Origin of the sequence: Cellulophaga sp. F20128 (genome assembly GCF_023015805.1) — a bacterium.
Lineage (GTDB): Bacteria > Bacteroidota > Bacteroidia > Flavobacteriales > Flavobacteriaceae > Cellulophaga.
On record NZ_JALKBA010000002.1, the window covers coordinates 425,308 to 444,239 of the forward strand.

The 18,932-nt window shown below is 36.5% G+C and carries 15 protein-coding genes; 9 read left to right on the forward strand and 6 right to left on the reverse strand.

Annotation, left to right across the window (positions count from 1 at the left end; translation table 11 throughout):
- Nucleotides 1-187: 187 nt before the first annotated feature.
- The 9 genes from MWU65_RS03910 (at nt 188) to MWU65_RS03950 (ending at nt 12,509) form a co-directional block, all read left to right on the forward strand.
- Nucleotides 188-970: an SDR family oxidoreductase gene (locus MWU65_RS03910; RefSeq protein WP_247075861.1), complete on the forward strand. Its 783-nt coding sequence runs from the start codon at nt 188-190 to the stop codon at nt 968-970.
- 23 nt (nt 971-993) lie between these two features.
- On the forward strand, nt 994-2,310 hold the full coding sequence (gene fucP, locus MWU65_RS03915; RefSeq protein ID WP_247075862.1) for an L-fucose:H+ symporter permease: 1,317 nt from the start codon (nt 994-996) through the stop codon (nt 2,308-2,310).
- 11 nt (nt 2,311-2,321) lie between these two features.
- The gene (locus MWU65_RS03920) at nt 2,322-2,651 is read left to right on the forward strand and encodes an L-rhamnose mutarotase (RefSeq protein WP_247075863.1); all 330 of its coding nucleotides are present in this window, start codon (nt 2,322-2,324) and stop codon (nt 2,649-2,651) included.
- A complete protein-coding gene (locus MWU65_RS03925) occupies nt 2,651-3,655 on the forward strand; it encodes a metallophosphoesterase (RefSeq protein WP_247075864.1) in 1,005 nt (334 codons plus the stop codon). Before MWU65_RS03920 ends, MWU65_RS03925 begins: the two co-directional genes overlap by 1 nt.
- 44 nt (nt 3,656-3,699) lie before the next feature.
- Nucleotides 3,700-4,860 carry an alpha-hydroxy acid oxidase gene (locus MWU65_RS03930; RefSeq protein WP_247075865.1) on the forward strand — a complete coding sequence of 387 codons (1,161 nt, stop codon included), beginning with the start codon at nt 3,700-3,702 and terminating at the stop codon, nt 4,858-4,860.
- A 357-nt stretch (nt 4,861-5,217) separates the two neighbouring features.
- Entirely contained in the window at nt 5,218-8,034 is a 2,817-nt protein-coding gene (locus tag MWU65_RS03935; RefSeq protein WP_247075866.1) for an NPCBM/NEW2 domain-containing protein, read from the forward strand.
- Between the two features lie 23 nt (nt 8,035-8,057).
- Nucleotides 8,058-9,521: a hypothetical protein gene (locus MWU65_RS03940; RefSeq protein WP_247075867.1), complete on the forward strand. Its 1,464-nt coding sequence runs from the start codon at nt 8,058-8,060 to the stop codon at nt 9,519-9,521.
- Nucleotides 9,522-9,532: 11 nt separating this feature from the next.
- Entirely contained in the window at nt 9,533-10,330 is a 798-nt protein-coding gene (locus tag MWU65_RS03945; protein ID WP_247075868.1) for a sialate O-acetylesterase, read from the forward strand.
- Nucleotides 10,331-10,379: 49 nt separating this feature from the next.
- Nucleotides 10,380-12,509, forward strand: coding sequence for a glycoside hydrolase family 172 protein (locus MWU65_RS03950; RefSeq protein ID WP_247075869.1), 2,130 nt, complete (start codon nt 10,380-10,382; stop codon nt 12,507-12,509).
- A gap of 54 nt (nt 12,510-12,563) precedes the next feature.
- Here MWU65_RS03950 and MWU65_RS03955 read toward each other — a convergent pair whose 3' ends face one another.
- Genes MWU65_RS03955 through MWU65_RS03980 form a run of 6 tightly spaced genes read right to left on the reverse strand, consistent with a single transcriptional unit; the run spans nt 12,564 to nt 18,773 of the window.
- Nucleotides 12,564-13,868, reverse strand: a complete 1,305-nt coding sequence (locus tag MWU65_RS03955) for a TRAP transporter large permease (RefSeq protein WP_247075870.1) — start codon at nt 13,866-13,868, stop codon at nt 12,564-12,566.
- 1 nt (nt 13,869) lies between these two features.
- Complete coding sequence (locus MWU65_RS03960; RefSeq protein ID WP_247075871.1) at nt 13,870-14,361, reverse strand: TRAP transporter small permease; 492 nt, start codon at nt 14,359-14,361, stop codon at nt 13,870-13,872.
- 5 nt (nt 14,362-14,366) lie between these two features.
- On the reverse strand, nt 14,367-15,335 hold the full coding sequence (locus MWU65_RS03965; protein ID WP_247075872.1) for a TRAP transporter substrate-binding protein: 969 nt from the start codon (nt 15,333-15,335) through the stop codon (nt 14,367-14,369).
- Nucleotides 15,336-15,355: 20 nt separating this feature from the next.
- On the reverse strand, nt 15,356-16,759 hold the full coding sequence (gene uxaC, locus MWU65_RS03970; RefSeq protein WP_247075873.1) for a glucuronate isomerase: 1,404 nt from the start codon (nt 16,757-16,759) through the stop codon (nt 15,356-15,358).
- Between the two features lies 1 nt (nt 16,760).
- On the reverse strand, nt 16,761-17,936 hold the full coding sequence (gene uxuA / locus MWU65_RS03975; protein ID WP_247075906.1) for a mannonate dehydratase: 1,176 nt from the start codon (nt 17,934-17,936) through the stop codon (nt 16,761-16,763).
- A gap of 21 nt (nt 17,937-17,957) precedes the next feature.
- Entirely contained in the window at nt 17,958-18,773 is an 816-nt protein-coding gene (locus tag MWU65_RS03980; protein ID WP_247075874.1) for an SDR family oxidoreductase, read from the reverse strand.
- Nucleotides 18,774-18,932 lie beyond the last annotated feature (159 nt).

Genomic DNA, 18,932 nt, shown 5'->3' on the forward strand with positions numbered 1-18,932 from the left:
AAGAGAATTGGGCCTTGGCTACCATTGAATTACTGTGGTCAATAGGGGTGAAAGAACATAAAAATTTAATAAGTTTGGAGTAGTAAAATGACACCGAATTAACCCCAAATAAATATAAAATCAGGACCTAAAAATTTTTGAACATATTTTGTGAGCACAGAATAAAATTGGATATTAGAAAATTGATATGGATTTAAATTTAAAAGATAAAATTATAATTGTTACCGGCGGTTCCAAAGGAATTGGAAAAGGTATTGTTACTGTTTTGGCAAATGAAGGAGCAATCCCGGTAATTATAGGCCGCGACAAAGAAAGTGTAGCCAAGGAGTTGCAGTTCATAAAAGACAGCGGCGGTGATGCTTTTTCTGCTATAGCAGAACTTACAGATCCAAAACAATGTGAAGCCGCAGTGCAGTCGGTTATTGAAAAGTATGGACGTATAGACGGACTTGTGAATAATGCAGGAGTTAATGATGGAGTAAGTCTAGAAAATGGGAATTATGAAGATTTTTTACAATCTATAAATCGCAATATTACCCACTATTATCTAATGGCACACTATGCCTTAGCTGAGCTTAAAAAAAGTAAGGGTGCAATTGTGAACATTGGATCTAAGACAGGAGAAACAGGGCAAGGCGGTACCTCAGGATATGCGGCTTCTAATGGAGGGCGAAATGCGCTGACACGAGAATGGGCAGTAGAGTTGTTGCCATTTAGTATACGTGTTAATGCTGTTATTGTTGCGGAATGTTATACTCCTTTATATGATAGGTGGATTAAAACTTTTGAAAATCCAGAAGAAAAACTAAAGGCAATTACCTCTAAAATTCCCTTAGAAAATAGAATGACAACAGCTGAGGAGATCGCCAATATGGTGGTCTTTTTGTTGTCTTCAAAATCAAGTCATACTACCGGACAATTGATCTATGTAGATGGTGGCTATACACATTTAGATAGATCATTAACATAACCAAATTAAAACCAAAAATTAAAATGAAAAATACAGAAAGAATACCCGTGGTGCCAAAAAATATGGTGATCCCCTTTATATTAGTAACTTCATTATTTGCATTGTGGGGGTTTGCAAATGCGGTAACAGACCCGATGGTTTCTGCCTTTAAGAAAGTATTAGAGCTTAGTAATACCCAGGCATCTATGGTGCAAATGGCCTTCTATGGTGGTTATTTCTGTATGGCATTGCCGGCGGCAATGTTTATGCGTAAATATTCGTACAAAACAGGAATTTTAATTGGTTTGGGTTTATATGCAGTAGGTGCATTGTTGTTTTACCCAGCAGCAATTACAGAGCAATTTTGGTTTTTTTGTTTGGGACTATACGTGCTTACCTTTGGATTGGCGTTTTTAGAAACAGCGGCAAACCCCTATGCTTTGGCAATGGGAGCCAAAGAAACTGCTACGCAACGTTTAAACCTAGCTCAGGCATTTAATCCGGTTGGTTTAATAGGTGGCTTGTTTGTAGCCCAACAATTTGTCTTAAAAAATTTAAAGTCCGATGATATTCAGGATTTTAGTGCTTTGGATGAAGCCTCTAAAATCTTAGTAAGAACTTCAGATTTAATGGTAATCCGCGACCCGTATGTTATTCTAGGATTGGTGTTAATTGGTGTTTTTATTTTGTTTGTTATTAGCAAAATGCCACAATCTAAGGATGAAGGAGGAATGCCAAGCATGGGGGATACTTTTAAAGCATTGATCTCTAATAAAAAATATGTACTGGGAGTCTTAGCGCAAATATTATATGTAGGAGCACAGATTATGTGTTGGACCTATATTTATCAATACGCTGAGGCAATAGCAATGGATAATGTAACTGCCGGATATTATCAAATGGCAGCATTTGTTATCTTTACACTTGGACGTGCGGTAGGTGTTTATTTATTGCGCTTTTTAAGTGCAGGAAAATTATTGATGATTTTCGCATTGCTTGCCATGGTATTTATTGCAGGAACAATATTTATAGAAAGTATTGTTGGGCTGTATTGTTTGGTAGGGGTGTCTTTTAGTATGTCCTTAATGTTCCCGACAATTTACGGTATCGCTTTGGGAGATTTAACGGAAGAGCAATCTAAAGTGGGTTCTGCAGGTTTAATTATGGCGATTGTTGGTGGGGCTTTAATGCCTGCCTTACAAGGAATGATTATAGATGCTGGCGGATCAGGTGTAAGTGATACAACAATAGCAGGTGTGTCTGAGGTGAATTTCTCATTTATTTTACCACTTGCCTGTTTTGTTTATATTGCCTGGTACGGATATACAGTTTATAAAAAACATGAAACAATAACTGCTTAAAGTTTATAAAGATGAAAAGACATTGTTTAGCCCTGGATCTAGTGGATGATGAAAAGCTGATACAAGCCTATGAAGAATATCATAAAGAAGTCTGGCCCGACATTATTACAAGTATAAAAGAATCTGGTATTCTAGACATGCAAATCTATAGAGTAGGGAATCGTATGTTTATGATTATGGATGCCGATGATGATTTTTCCTTTGAAAAGAAGGCCAAAATAGATGCCAAGTATCCGGCCAATGTAGAATGGGAAGAGCTCATGTGGAAATACCAACAAGCCCTTCCAATAGCCAAGCCGGGAGAGAAGTGGATGTTGATGAAAAAAGTATTTCAATTGTAATGAAACGTAGAAAGTTTGTAAATCATATGGGATTTGGGGTCGCCGCAACTGTGGTGCCGCAAACCTTGATTTCGTTTAAGCCAAATAGGGATAAGAAAATAGCAAAGCCCTTAAAATTTGGTATAGTTTCGGATGTTCATAAAGATTTAATCCCGGATGCCGATGAAAGATTGGAAAAGTTTATCGCAACGGCAACAGCCCAAAAAGTAGACTTTATAATTCAATTGGGGGATTTTTGTTTTGCGGATCCTAAAAATTTAGATTTTCTAGGAATTTGGGAATCTTTTCAAGGCCCTAAGTTTCATGTATTGGGGAATCATGATATGGATAAAAATTCCAAATCTGAAATGTTAGATTTTTGGGGCATGCCCAAAACCTATTATTCGTATGATTTTAATGGGGTTCACTTTATCGTATTAGATGCTAATTTTTTATATCAGGATGGAAAGTTTGTAGATTATGAGCGCGCAAATTTTTATGTGAATGATAATGAGCGCACTTATATTAATGATGAACAAATAGCTTGGTTTAAGGGTGACCTTGAAGCAACAAAATTGCCAACGATAGTATTTTCGCATCAAAGTTTATGGCATTACCAATGGGGTATAAAGAATCGGTTAACGATTCAAAAGATTTTGGAAGCAAACGAATCAAAAATCATTTGCTGTATGAATGGCCATAATCATTTGGATTTTCATCACCAACAAAACGGTATAGATTATATTGAGGTTAATAGCATGTCTTATCAATGGATGTCTGAACCCTATACGTCTGCGGATCGGTTTCCGAAGCACTATTACAAAGAGTATGGCAATTTACCACATATCGCAGCCTACAAGGATCCTTTGTATGCGGTTGCAACCATAGACCCTAAAGGTACTATGCAGATAGAAGGGGTTAAAAGTGAATGGCTTGCTCCCTCACCTTACGACATGGGAATGCCAAAGGGTATATATGGATCAGAATTCACGGCGGAAATGTCTAACTACAAATTAAAGTTTTGAGGCTTTAAAAATTATTAAAATAATAGTTCAATTAAATAAGATTGATGAGTAAAAAAGAGATTAAAATAGATACTAGGTATCCCTCAGTAGATGATTTACGTACTAGGGCTCAGCAACGGATTCCAAAATTTGCTTTCGAATATCTAGATGGTGGTTGTAACGAAGATGTGAATTTACATAAAAATACGGCGGAGATTAGGAAGGTAGAATTGTTGCCGAGCTATTTAAACAAGCATACACATTCTAATATGAAAACGGAATTGTTTGGTCATACCTATGATGCTCCATTTGGGATTGCTCCGGTGGGTTTACAAGGGTTAATGTGGCCAAATGCACCCGAAATATTGGCCAAAGCTGCGTTTGAACACAATGTGCCATTTATATTAAGCACGGTTACTACAACTAGTATTGAGCGTGCTGCAGAGATTACGGAAGGAAAATCATGGTTTCAACTGTACCATCCAACAGAAGATAGAGTAAGAGATGACATAATTAATAGAGCAGCCGCTGCAGAATGCCCTGTACTTGTAATTTTGTGTGATGTTCCTACCTTCGGTTTCCGACCAAGGGATATAAGAAATGGATTGGCTATGCCACCAAAAATGTCTGTTAAAAACATTCTGCAAGTCTTGGGGAAACCAAATTGGGCTATGCAAACTTTAAAACACGGTCAGCCTAATTTTGAAACCTTAAAACCATACATGCCTAAGGGCTTAGATTTGGCGCAATTGGGTAAATTTATGGATGCTACCTTTTCAGGCCGATTGAATGAGGAAAAGATAAAGCCAATTCGCGATATGTGGAAAGGTAAATTAGTTTTAAAAGGAGTGGCAAATGAAGCGGATGTAGACAAGGCCTTAAAATTAGGGATAGATGGCGTTATTGTTTCCAATCATGGCGGAAGGCAGTTAGATGCTGGTGAATCTACCATTGCGCCTTTAACTAGAATCGCAAAGAAGTATGGCAAGGAGCTTACGGTTATGATGGATAGTGGCTTGCGTTCTGGTCCGGATATTGCAAGAACCTTGGCAAAAGGCGCTCAATTTACATTCATGGGACGTTCTTTTATGTACGGAGTTGCAGCCTTAGGAGCAAAAGGAGGAGACCATACTATATCATTATTAAAAACAGAATTACAACAGGTTATGGAGCAAATTTGTTGTGAAGAAGTAGCAGATTTTCCAAATCATCTGATTGTAAAATAAACTACAGATCAACCTAAATTTATAACGGAATAAAAGGCGTATTTGCGCCAGAAGGTATACTCAAAATGCTGGGAGAGAAGAACTTTGTGTTCTGCTTTACCAGCATTTTTTTTATAGGGGTTGCATGGATTCTTAAACCTTTAGACCAGCTGTTTGGGGTTTAAATTTCACTTTTGAAATTCTACATGGATAAGGTATATGTCTTATAAAAACAATAGAATGTAGGTCCTACTAAGCATTAGGACAGATTTAATTAAAATAAAATGTCTTAGGAAATCACTTGGGTCGTCAGCTCCCTAATTTTCATATAATTTTAGAGCAACATAAAGAAAGTCTAATTCTAATTACATTAAAAAAATGACCGTATTAAAAAAATCAATTTACCTTTTGTTCTGTATGCTAACTACTTTATCGTATGGTCAGCAAGGTACTTTAGATCAGTTAAATATATCTGATTTAGATATGAGTAAAATTGAACAACCTTGGTGGACTGCACAAAAAAACAGAGCAATTACAGGAGAAAAAATAAGTATTTCTGGAAATGGATATACGCATGGTATTGGAACTATTTCTAGAAGTAAGCTATTCATTTTCTTAGATGGAAAATCGAATACATTTACGGCTGAAGTCGGAATACAAGATCCCGAAGTCAAAACAGGACCTTTTAAGTTCAATGCATTAGGGGATGGCACTAAATTATTCTATCAAGAAAATAGTAAAGGAAAAACATTTGTTGGTATTGCTAATACAGAAACTTCCATTCAAAAAGGTTCTGTTATATTTATAATTAAAGGAGACGACAAAACCCTTTGGAAAAGCAAAAAAATAAAAGGAGGAGAACAAGCTATTCCACTAAATATTTCAGTTAAAGGAATAAAAGTTTTAGAACTTATAGTTGAGGATACTGGAGATGGAGTGTCTGGTGATCATGCTGTTTGGGCAAATGCAAAATTAGTATTTAATGGGTATAAACCACAAATAGTGGATGGCAACTATTTCAACCGAATGGAGATTGCTGATAACGTCTTTAACTCTACATTGGAACCATTAATTAAAACATTACCAAAACTGACTGCGCAATATGTGGATGGTGTGCAAAAAGATTGGCTTATAGAAAAGAGCACATTACCATCTTTGGTGTTTAAAAGCGATAATGGTAAAGAAATTACCATTTCCAATGGCTTGGTTAGTAGAACCTTTAGAGTAACCCCAAATTGTGCTACAGTTGATTTTAAAAATTTAGTAACAGGAGAATCCCTTTTACGTGGGGTTAGTTCTGAAGCAATGGTGCAAATTGATGGCATAGAATATAATGTTGGTGGATTAGATGGACAAGTGGAATATGGTTATCTGAAAAAAGAATGGCTAGAACAAATGTGGAGTCCTAAAAATTCATTTCAAGTTGAAAACTTTAGAATAGAAGATATAAAGCCACGTATCAATTGGAAAAACAAGAGATGGGCATTAGAGAAAAAGGAGGATATAAAGGGAAAAGAACTAATTTTTGAATACAAACACATCGACCTACAAGATGTAAAAGTAGAAGTGCATTATGAAATTTATGATGGGATACCATTAATAAGTAAATGGATTACTATAGAAAATAATAGTTCCAAAGAAATTATCTTGAATAATTTTAAGAGCGAAATTTTAGCCACCATTGAGCCAGAAAGTGCTGTTGAACGAGGAGAGACGGGCTGGGAATTACCAAATATTCATATTGAAAGTGATTTTGCATTTCACGCCATGTCCTTTAAAGGATCCAATCAAGTAGTTCATTGGGAAAAGGACCCGCGCTATACTTCGCAAACAAATTACCCGCTTTTAATGCCTTGCCTGTTGGAGTGCAAACTGCCAATAGGACCAAATGAAACAATAGAGAAAGGAAGTGATTTTGAGTCTTTCCGTATTTGGGAAATGCCATTTGATAACCATGATAAGCAAAGAAAAGGATTGGCAACAAATAGATTTTATAATCTAGTAGCCCCATGGACAAGCGAAAATCCACTGTTTTTACATTTGACAACAACTGATGAAAGCAAGGTTAAGGCTGCGATAGATCAATGTGTAGATACCGGTTATGAAATGGTGATTCTCAGTTTTGGAAGTGGTCTTAATATGGAGGATGTTTCTGAAAAAAATATTGCAAAATTTAAAGGGTTGGCAGATTATGCTCACTCAAAAGGAATTGAATTAGGAGGTTATTCCTTATTGTCAAGTAGATGGATAAGTGACGAAGTAGATGTTATTAACCCCGAAACTGGAAAAAGGGGAGGTGTTATTCATGGTAGTTCTCCTTGCTTAAACAGTCAATGGGGGATAGATTATTTTCAAAAACTAAAAGTTTTCTTTGAAAAAACTGGTTTTGATTTATTAGAGCACGATGGCTCTTACCCTGGTCAATTATGTGCATCAACTACACATGTAGGACATAAAAACGTAGAAGATTCGCAATGGAAGGCTTGGAAAAGAATTTCAAACTTTTATAAATGGTGCAACGAACAAGGAATCTCATTAAATATTCCAGATTGGTATTATTTAAATGGAAGTACAAAAAATGGAATAGGTTATAGAGAAGTAAACTGGTCTTTACCAAGAGAACGGCAATTGGTATTAGGGCGACAGAATATTTTTGATGGCACATGGGATAGAACCCCAAGTATGAGTTGGACTTTTGTGCCGTTAACACAATATCATGGGGGTGGTGCAGCAGCTACCATAGAGCCTTTAAATGATCATTTAGATGCCTATGAAGCCCATATGATTCAAAATTACGGCTCTGGGGTACAAGCGTGTTATAGGGGGCCTCGATTATATGATACGGAAAGGACCAAAAATGCAGTAATTGATATTGTTGAATGGTATAATACATATAGAAATATATTAAACTCACCCATTGTTCATCTTAAAAGAGCCAATGGTAGAGAAATTGATGGCATTATGCATGTAAATCCAGAATTGAAAGAGAAAGGCTTTGTGCAATTTTTCAATCCAACAGATGCAACTATTAAAAAATCAATCAAGATTCCTTTGTATTATACAGGGTTGAAAACCACAGCAAAGGTAAGAGAACAAGAAGGAAGCTCAAAGATATACACCCTAGATAGAGGCTATAATATAGCAATGGAAATTGAAGTGCCAGCCAACAGTAATACTTGGTTTGTAATTGAGTAATACTAGTGATAAATAGCGTGTTAATGAAACTAAATGGTGTATTGCCTTTTTATCTTGTTTTACTTTGTATAAGTAGCACATGTATTGGACAAATAAATAATGGAGATAAGTTGCCCCAGGAAGTAAAATGGATGTATGATGAAGCCCAATGGGGTATAAGTCATCATTATTTGGCAGGAGGAGAGCTAGATAAAGCATATTACGACATTCGAAGTTTTGAACAATGGGATTATTATACGGCCAATTTTGATGTAAATGCCTATGCCGATTTGGTTAAAAAATTGGGGGTCGGGTATGTGATATTTACAATAACTCAAAATAGAGGATACCTTGCAACAACGAGTAAAATTTACGACTTAAACTCTCCTCCTTGTCCGCCCAAAACCCCCGATTGTAAAAATCAAGAAGGTACTTTAAGGGCTGATTATACGCCAAATAGAGATTTACTAGGAGATTTAGCAATGGCTTTAAGTACAAAAGGAGTTAGAGTGATAGCCTACCTCCCTTCGCATATGGGTGATCGTTGGACAGGGAGGCAAATTTCGCCCCCGGCATACCCAGATTGGTGGATCAATGATTTTATTGGAGAATTATCAAAAAAGTGGGGAGATACTGTTGCTGGTTGGTGGTTTGATGGGTATTGGAATATTAGTAAAGTGGAGCAAGCAAATGATTATCCCATTGCAACGAAAATATGGAATGCCGTTAGGAGTGGAAATCCAAATGCCATAATGGCCTTAAATACAGGGCTAGGAAGTGAGGTGTTTACGAGTCCGGACAAATACAGTCAGTATTCGGCAGGAGAAGCTAATGAACTACCACCATTGCCAACAGTTAGAGCTTCTAAAGGAAAAGGAGAAAAATTTACTCAATATGTAGGTTGGTCTTTTTTGTCAGAACTAGATCCTCTTTTTGCGGGATGGGGAGAGGTCGATAGAAATTTGCGATTTAAAGATGAAGACGTGGCAAATCACACGGTAAAAGCAAGAGAAAATGGCGGGGTATCTACTTGGGATGTTGCCATTAACCCCAATGGAAAATGGCCTTTGGCAAAAATAAAACAAATTCAAGTAATCGGCAATGCAACAGGAACAACAGCTGATACCACTTATTCAAGTTTACAGCTTGTGAATGATACTGATCCAGAAATAAACTATTCAGGTAATTGGAAGTATTCGGAAGACAGAAAAACAGGAGCATTTGAACAAGACGTACATTATACATCTAAAAGTGGTGATTCTTTTAGTTATTCTTTTGAAGGTACAAGTATTGTATTTGCAACCTCAAAAGCAGATGACCAAGGTGACATTGAATTATTCCTAGACAATAACTCGCTCGGTATTTTTTCAACCCATGATGCCTATAAAAGACAGGTACAAGAAATCATTTATGAAAACCACAATTTAGCATCAGGGAGACATACTTTAAAAGGGGTAAAAAGGTCAGGTAACTTTATGCTTGTTGATGTACTCGGAATTAAAAATTAAAACCAATTTTTATGAAAAATTTAAATTTACTTGCACTTAGTTTGTGTCTTTGCATTCTTATAGGTTGCTCAAAAGAAAAGGAAGAAACTCATATTTTTATTTTAATGGGGCAGTCTAATATGGCGGGTTATGGAGAGCTCTTACCTAAAGACACAATCCCGGTTGATAAAGTTTTTTTAATTCCCACTAAGGCAAAAGAGCCATACATATGGCAAGCAGCAGCACACCCTTTACACAACCGATTAACCTCTGATCGTTTTGGCTTAGGTCTTCCCTTTGCTAAGGCATATTTAAGAAAGCATCCTAATGTTACTATAAAATTAATTCCGGCCGCTTGGGGAGGTGCTGCTATAGATGATTTAAACAGAGGAACTGATACCTATAATGACGCCATAAAGAAGGCGTTATTTGCCCAAAACAAGGGTGAGATAAAAGGGGTCTTATGGCATCAAGGAGAGTCGGATACAGTTACCGAAGAATTAGCAAATACCTACGAAACAAAGCTTCATCAATTAATAAATGATATACGCACCGATTTAAACCTTGCAGAGCTTCCGTTTGTTGTTGGGAATTTGGCTGAATTTTATGGTACAGGAAAAGACCATAATTCTACAGAAAGGGTAAAAAAAATAAACCAAGTGAAAAATGCCTTAAAAAACCTTCCTTCTAAAGTTAAGTATACTGGGTTTGCTGAGAGTAGTGATTGTAAATCTATTGATCAACATATGGTTCATTTTGATAGGGAATCTTATATAATACTAGGTAAAAGGTATGCTCAAGAAATGGACAATGTATTAAATACGAAATAAATTTTTACCCGAAAATCAACAAAAACTATAAAGGTATAACAATAAGAAAATGACAAAACAGAAAAACAGCAATCGAAAGTTAAAATTTTTTGGTTTCACCTTGGCCATACTTTTGGTTATTTCCTCTTGTAGGGAGCCTAAGGAGAATAGAAACAATAGTAAGGAAGTTACTATGGAAGGTTTGTTAAAAGAGATGATTGATCGAGATCAAATCACAAACTTTCCTGAAAACAATTATCAGTTGTTACAAGCAAGTAGTTATAATAGAGCGTCTGTTTCTCCAGAGAAACCGGGTTGGTTTGCAGATAGTGATGGAGAATCTTTTATTCGGGTTGAAGAGAACAATGGAAAAAAAGAATGGGTTATTATGGAAGATGAAGGTCCAGGAGCCATAACTAAAATTTGGGCGGTGTGTTTTTACTATGGCTTAAATGATACTATTGGAGCCAATATTAAAATTTATCTCGATGGAGCTCGTGAACCTACAATTGCAACTAATTTTTTTGAACTTGTAAAGGGGGCAGACTTTGTAAAAGCCCCGCTTGCAGATTATTCAACCAGAGCCGGAAACTTGTACCTACCCATTCCTTATGCTAAAAGTTGTAAGATCACAATGGATAAAAAAGCATTTTACAATATCATTAATTATAGAAAATACAAGGCAACTACTAAGGTGAAAACTTTTACGATGCAAGATTTTGAACAAGCACAGCAAACCATTGCTAAGGTGTCTAAAACCTTGGTGCAACCCCCAGCTGTTCAGGGAGAAAAAGTAAAGGAAAGAAAGTTGTTAAAGTCTCAAGAGGCATTAACATTTAATTTGCCAGCAGGTAATAGAGCGGTTCAGGAAATTCGGATCAAATTGTCTAACACTGTTTCTATGGCCCAAGCCTTAAGATCTACCGTAGTCGGTGCTACTTTTGATGGGGAAGAAACGGTATGGGTGCCAGTAGGTGATTTTTTTAACAATGTTGGAAAAATTGAAGCTTATGACATGTGGGAAAGATCTGTGTCTTCAGATGGTACCATGGTATGCAGATGGGTGATGCCTTATGAAAAATCGGCTCAGATAAGTATTACAAACCTTGATAAAAATGAGGTTGAGGTTGCTATGGAAGTTGTTACGGATGATAAGGAATGGGAACCGCATACTATGCATTTTTATGCGACATGGCAAATGGAAGACCCTACCCCAACTTTTCCGCTTTATGATTGGAATTTTTTAACGGCAAATGGCAAGGGCGTAATTGTTGGGGACCAATGGACGGTACTAAATCCTATTGAAGGCTGGTGGGGAGAAGGGGATGAAAAAATATATGTTGATGATGATGTCGATAATAGGTTTCCTTCTCATTTTGGTACAGGAACGGAAGATTATTATGGATGGGCAGGCGGTGTTGTTCCTACGCCTGAAGATCAATTTTCAAAACCATTTTTAGGGAATATTATTGTGGGAGAAAAGTCTAAAGGTTACAATGTATGTACTAGGACTCGGGTATTGGATGCCATTCCATTTCAACAACAAATTATATTTGATATAGAATCTTCTTGTGGTAAAAGAAGTAAAGCACACTTTCTTCAATATGCCCAGACTACTTTTTGGTATGGGATTCCGGGGGTAACACATAATAAAAAACAATTACCACAATTTGCAGCAGCAACATTACCCACCGTGTCCGACCTAGAAAAACTTATAAAAACCGCAGAGGGAACCCAATATATGGTGGACAATGCGCTTGAGGCAGAACTGTTGCTTCTGAGCAAGCAGAGTAAATCTGTAGTTGAGAATTTTGCAGAAATTCCCATGTGGGGAGAAATGAGCGGAGGGGCTTTAAAAAATATATGGTTTGAAAAATTAGGTGATTTTATAGAAATAAAAATAACAGAACAATTTGAAGCTTCCCACATAAAAATAGGAACGGCAGTAGGGCCAAGCAGTGGTTCATTTGATGTGTATGTGAACGGAAATAAAAAAATAAGTCAAGATTTATATGCCAAACACAACGGTATTTCTAACCCCTATTTAGATTTAGGGAGCTGTGATCCTGTTGATAATGCTTTTGTAATTCGCTTTCAATTTACAGGAAGCCACCAAAACGCTAGGGATAATAAAAATAAATATGCCTTGGGGTTAGACTTCTTTCTTATAAAGAATAACTTCTTAAAAAGATCAAAATAGCCCACAATGCAGTGGGCTATACTTACGCTACTAATGTCAATTTACCTTACCGGTTTACAATCCAAATAGGTTTGGTAAAAACATGGAGATTTGCGGAATGTAGGTAATTAAAAACAGTACAAATACCATAATGAGTAAAAATGGTATCAGCGGCTTTATAACTTGCGTCACGGATACTTTGGCAATACCACTTCCCACAAAGAGAATAGTCCCTACAGGTGGCGTACACAGCCCTATACAAAGGTTTAAAACCAATACAATACCAAAATGTACGGGATGCATACCCAAAGCAACGACTACCGGTAAAAATATAGGTGTAAAAATTAAAACTGCTGGCGTAATGTCCATAAATGTTCCAATAACCAAGAGTACTAAATTAATGACTAAAAAGATGACAATTTTATTGCTGAATTGTTCCAATAAGAAACTACTGATAAGCTCAGGAATCCCTTCAAAAGAGAACAACCACGACATTGCCATAGACGTACAAATTAAAAACATCACAACGGCAGTAGTTTTAGCACTTGCCAGTAGAATGGAAGGAAAATCTTTGGTGCTAATATCCCCATAAACTAAGGCTAGGATAGCCGCGTATAGTACAGCAATTGCAGAAGCTTCGGTTGCGGTAAAAATACCGGCAACGATACCTCCAACTACGACAAACAATAGGAGTAAACTAAAAAATGCTTTTCTAAAATATTCCCAGATTAAAGAAAAAGGTGCCCGTTCGCTTTTAGAAAATTTACGTCGGATAGCTACAAATGCAATATAGGCTATAATCGCAAATCCTAGTAAAATACCCGGCAAATACCCGGCAATAAATAGTGCTGCTACTGAGGCCGAGCCACCACTTGCCAAGGCATAAACGATTAATACATTACTCGGCGGAATTAATAAACCGGTGGTAGATGAGGTTATATTTACTGAAGCACTAAACTCCCGAGGATAGCCTTCATCTTCCATTCTGTCTGTCATGATACTTCCAATGGCGGATGTTGCCGCAAGGGCAGATCCAGAGATAGCACCGAATAACATGGAGGATAATACGTTTACATACGCCAAGCCACCAGGCAAGCTAGCGACTAATGACTTTGCAAAATTAATAAGTCGGTTTGCAATACCCCCCCGTTTCATAATCTCACCAGCCAATACGAAAAATGGAATAGCGAGCAGGGCAAAGTTATCGATGCCAGTCGTCATCCGTTGGGCAATGGTCGTGATACCAGGTAAGTTGTCAATATTAAGAAGTAAACTAATGGTTGTAGAAATTCCTATGCTATAGGCAACGGGAACTTTAAGTAGTAATAAAATAAAAAAGACTACAAATAAAACGATAATGCTTATGATTTCTATACTCATACTATTCGGTAATTTGGTTGGTAATAATTTTTCCCATATGGTAGGCGGAAAAAAACATGATAAGTAGACCACTTACGGGGAAGATGGCATATATATAGCCAAGGGGAACACGTAAGGTTCCTGATAATTGCTCTAAATGTAAAGTGGTGTAAACAAGGTTAAAACCACCAATGACCATCACTATTAAAGCAAATAAAAAGATGCTTATCTCTATAAAGATCAAGGTCTTCTTTTTAAGCTGAGGTGAAAATTTTTGATACATAAAATCCATCGCTAAATGTTCCCTTTTTCCACTTAGGTATGCCGCGCCAAGGATAGACAACCAAATTAAAGAGAAGCGTGCGAGTTCTTCAGTAAAAGCAAAGGATTGATTTAGAATGTAACGCGAAAATACTTGTCCTAACACGTCTATTACTAATAATCCGAAAATGGCAACGAGCATTACTTCTAAAACCCTACATATTTTATTGAACAAAAAATCTGCTGTTTTCATAGGTATTATTTTTGTATTTCATTGATGATGTAATCCAATTCTGGGTGGTCTTTTTGAAACTCAATCAGTACGGATTTTGATTGTTCTTGAAATAGGGAAGTTTCAGGGTAAATGATTTCTATGCCTGCTTTTTTGGCAATGGCCATAGATTCTTCAACAGACTCTTTCCAAAATTGTTTTTGTGCTTGTGCAGATTCATCTGCAGCCTCTTGAATCCATATTTTCTCCTGTTCAGAAAGCTTATCCCAATATTTTGTACCAATAAGTAACACATCAGGTACCGCAGAATGTTGGTCTATGGTATAGTATTTACTCACTTCAAAATGATTGGAAGATACAAAAGAAGGCCAATTGTTTTCAGCACCATCTACCACACCTTGTTGAATGGCGGTATACAATTCTCCAAATGACATTGGGGTAGGTGAACCGCCTAAAGCATTCACCATATTAATAGCCATTTGGTTGTTCATAACTCTAATTTTTAACCCTTTTAAATCCTCCGGTGTTCGTATTGCTTTGTTAGAAGTGTAAAAATTTCGACTACCTGCGTCATAATAACACAGACCTCTTAACCAAAATTTACTTCCTTTTTCTAAAATAGATTTTCCAACTTTTCCTTCTAACACATCAAATTTGTGTTTTTCGTTTTTAAATAAATAAGGAATGCCTAAAACGTGATATTCGGGCACAAAATTAGATAAGGTTGCTGCACTTACTTTGGTAATAGCTACACTTCCAATCTGGATTAATTCTAGTACTTCACGTTCAGATCCCAGTTGACCATCCGGAAATATTTTAACATCCATTTTACCATTGGATTTTTTATAAACTGCTTTTTTAAATTCCAAAATACCTTTGTGAACAGGATGGGCTTGTGGTAAAGAATGAGCTAAATACAAGGTGTTTACGCCATTGCTTTCTTTACACCCCAAAAAAGCGAAGAGAACTACTAAAATCCAAAATATTCTACGCATAATAAGTTGTGTTTGTGTTTTTAAAAATTAAAATAATTAGCGGCATTTTTGTAACTAATATTTTCTACTAGCTTACCAAAAAAAGCGATATCAGCGGGGAGCTCTCCTTTTTCTATATCAGTACCAATTAAATTACAGAGTAATCGTCTAAAATATTCATGTCTTGGATAGGATAAAAAACTACGACTATCCGTAAGCATTCCTATAAATGTACTTAGTAAACCTAAATTGGAGAGGGTGTTTATTTGTTTTTCCATCCCATCTTTTTGATCTAAAAACCACCATGCACTTCCCCATTGCATTTTAGCCTCAGCACTATTGTAATTCCCCATCATTGTAGCAAAGAGTTCATTGTCTGCTGGGTTTAGATTATAAGTAATGGTGTTCGCTAATACTTTGTTTTTATTTAGTTTGTCAAAAAAAGCAGACATGGTAACTGCCTGTGGATAATCACCAATAGAATCACAACCTACATCTGCACCTAATTCTTGCATTAGCTTGCTGTTGTTGTTTCTAATAGGGCCTAAATGAAATTGCTGTACCCAATTTTTTTTATGGTACATTTTTGCAAGTTCGTATAGCACACAAGATTTAAATTGAAGGGTTTCTTCTGCCGATGGAATTTTTCCGGCAAGGCGATTTTTGAGAATGGCATTAACTTCATTTTCTGTGTAAGGTGTAGCCGGAATGTTGTTTAAACCGTGATCAGAAACCCTACAGCCATTGTTGTGAAAGTGATTTACACGTTGTTCTAAACTCGCTAGTAAGTGCTCTAAACTCTTTATGGTAATACCAGAAGAAGCTTCTAAAGAATTTAAATAAGAGGTGTAAGATTCAAGATTTATGTCTAAGGCCTTGTCTGGTCTAAAGCCTGGTAAAATTGCGGTTTCAGTATAATTATCTTTTAAAAATTGATGGTGTTCTAAGGTATCTATAGGGTCATCTGTAGTGCAGAGGGTGACCACTTTTAGTTTGCGTAACAGTTTTCTAGGGGTAAGCGTTTTTAATTGTTCGTTAGCCGTATCATAAATTTTCTTCGCGGTAGATGGCTGAAGAATTTCTTTAATTCCAAAATAGCGTTCTAATTCTAAATGTGTCCAGTGAAATAATGGGTTTCGAACTGTTTTGGGTACCGTTTCTGCCCATTTTTCAAACTTTTCCCAAGGCGTAGTTGATGTCCCAGTAATGTATTTTTCTTCAACTCCAGCTGCCCGCATTGCACGCCATTTGTAATGGTCGCCTTCTAGCCAAGCTTCGTATAAATTGGCAAAGGGTTTGTTCTCTGCAATTACTTTAGGCGACAAATGATTGTGATAGTCTATGATAGGTTGGTCTTTGGCATACTCGTGGTATAATTGTTTTGCTGTTTCTGTACTTAACAGAAAATCATCAGTGATAAATGTATTGGTGTCTTTAAATACCATCTTATAAGCTATTTTTTATTCCTAATTCTAATCCCCTTAATTCTGCCAATCCTCTTAACCTTCCTATGGCAGAATAACCTGGATTTGTATGTTTTTTTAAATCGTCTAACATTTGGTGTCCGTGATCTGGTCGCATTGGAATTGCATAATCCTTGCGCCCCGATGTAAGTCGTCTATTTTGTTCTATCAATACTCCTTTTACAATAGCATACATATCTACATCACCTTCCAAATGATTGGCTTCGTAAAAATTACCTTCGGCATCTCGTTTTGTAGAGCGTAAATGTAAAAAGTGTACCCGGTCAGAAAAGGCATTGAAAATCTCCAATAAATCGTTATCTGCCCTAGCACCTAAGGAGCCAGTACAAAAGGTGATGCCATTGTTTATAGCAGGTACTTTGTTGAAAATAAAAGCGTAATCTTCTAAAGTGCTTACTACTCTTGGTAGTCCTAAAATAGGAAAAGGAGGGTCGTCTGGATGAATACACATCAGTACATTTTCTTTTTCTGCAACGGGGATAATTTCTAATAAAAAGGCAACCAAATTGTTTCTAAGTTTTTCCGCGTCTATAGTGGTATAACTATCTAATACTTGTTGAAACTCGGTTAATGAATAGCCTTCTTCTGCCCCAGGTAAACCTGCAATTATGGTGTTCGTTAATTTCTGTATGTCATCCGCAGACATTTGCTCAAAATAAGCCGCTGCTTTCTGTAATTGTACGGTACTGTAATCTTTTTTTGCATTAGGTCTTTGTAAGATAAAAACATCAAAAGCTATAAAAGCTGCGATTTCAAAAAACAATGCTTTAGAACCATCTTCCATTGGGTGATCTAAAGAAGTTCTAGTCCAATCCAATACGGGCATAAAATTATAGCAAATTACACCGATGTTGCAGGCCGCTAAATTTATGATACTCTGTTTGTAATTAGCAATGTATTTTTTATAGTCTCCTGAACGAGTTTTTATAGTTTCATGTACAGGGACAGATTCTACCACAGACCAGAATAGGCCTGAGTTTTCAATTTCTTTTTTGCGTTTTATAATTTCCGCTTCCGTCCAAACTTCTCCGTTAGGGATATGATGTAAAGCAGTAACAACACCGGTTGCGCCAGCCTGTTTAATATCGGATAAACTCACGGGATCTTTTGGCCCGTACCATCTCCAGGTTTGCTGCATATTTGTTTTCATAAAATAAGATTAAACTCCGCTAAAAACACTAAAACCTCCATCGACAGGAATTACGGCACCAGTAATAAACTTAGAAGCATTGCTACATAAAAAATGAAGTGCTCCATTAAGTTCATCAGCTTCTCCAAAACGATTCATAGGTGTGTTTTTAATAATAGTGTTACCTCTGTCCGTGTAAGATCCATCTGTATTGGTGAGTAGGCTTTTGTTCTGTTTTCCAATAAAGAAACCAGGAGCAATTGCATTTACTCTAATATTACCATTGTATTTTGTTGCCATTTCCACAGCCATCCAACGGGTGAAGTTTTCCATTGCAGCTTTGGAGGCAGAGTAGCCTGCTACACGGGTAATTACACGTGGAACTGCCATAGAAGAATAGTTTATGATGACACCGCTGTTTTGATCAGCCATCACCTTGCCAAAAACGATACTGGGGATCACAGTGCCTTGTAGGTTTAATTTAGAAACTTTGTCAAAATCATCCATATTTAGATCAAAAATTGTCTGATCTGGTCCAATAGTTGCACCTGGTAAATTACCTCCGGCAATATTGACAAGTATATCTATTTTACCATAGGTATTTAATATTTTATCCCGCACGGCCTCTAATTCGGTTTTATTTAATACATCTGCTTTAAAAGCCTGTGCTTCACCATAATTCTTGTTTATTTCGTCAGCTACTTTTTGAGTGTTTTCTAGATTACGTCCTAGAAGTATGGTTTTTACTCCGCCAATGGCTAAACTTTTTGCTGCAGTACTTCCCAGAACTCCAGCGCCACCAGTAATTACAGCAACTTTATCTTTAATATCAAAAAGGTTATTCATGTTCGTTATTCGTTAGTTCACTAAAGTATATAAAACACGAGTAGTACCAAAATAAATGGTTTAGTTTCTTAAAAATAACTAAAAGTGTGATAAAAATATTTTTAAAATTGGCTAAAAAAGTACTCAATTCATAAGATTTTAATAAAATTGATGCTTTCT